Origin of the sequence: Pseudomonas sp. SIMBA_067 (assembly GCF_046534675.1) — a bacterium.
In the GTDB taxonomy this organism is placed as follows: domain Bacteria; phylum Pseudomonadota; class Gammaproteobacteria; order Pseudomonadales; family Pseudomonadaceae; genus Aquipseudomonas; species Aquipseudomonas putida.
Genome location: NZ_JAWRYH010000158.1, coordinates 1 through 345 on the forward strand (window position 1 = coordinate 1; position 345 = coordinate 345).

Here is a 345-nt window from a genome sequence, read left to right on the forward strand (position 1 = left end):
TTTGGATCTCTCTGGCCGGTATAGCATGAAAACCCGACTCATTACCCGCGAAGGCTTCGATAAGCTGAAAGCAGAACTCGACTATCTCTGGCGTGAAGAGCGACCGGAAGTGACAAAAAAAGTCACCTGGGCTGCCAGTCTTGGCGATCGCAGTGAAAATGCCGATTATCAGTACAATAAAAAACGGCTGCGTGAAATCGACCGTCGCGTTCGCTATCTGACCAAAAGTCTTGAACAGCTGCGTATCGTTGACTATTCACCCCAGCAGGATGGCAAAGTCTTCTTTGGCGCCTGGGTGGAGATTGAAAACGATGAGGGCGACCTCAAACGCTTCCGCATTGTGGG

At 50.7% G+C, this 345-nt stretch carries 1 protein-coding gene; it reads left to right on the forward strand.

Features of this window, described 5'->3' with window-relative positions; genetic code table 11:
- Positions 1–25 precede the first annotated feature (25 nt).
- On the forward strand, positions 26–345 hold a 320-nt coding region (greB, locus tag SB765_RS28510; protein ID WP_410932343.1), incomplete at its 3' end, for a transcription elongation factor GreB.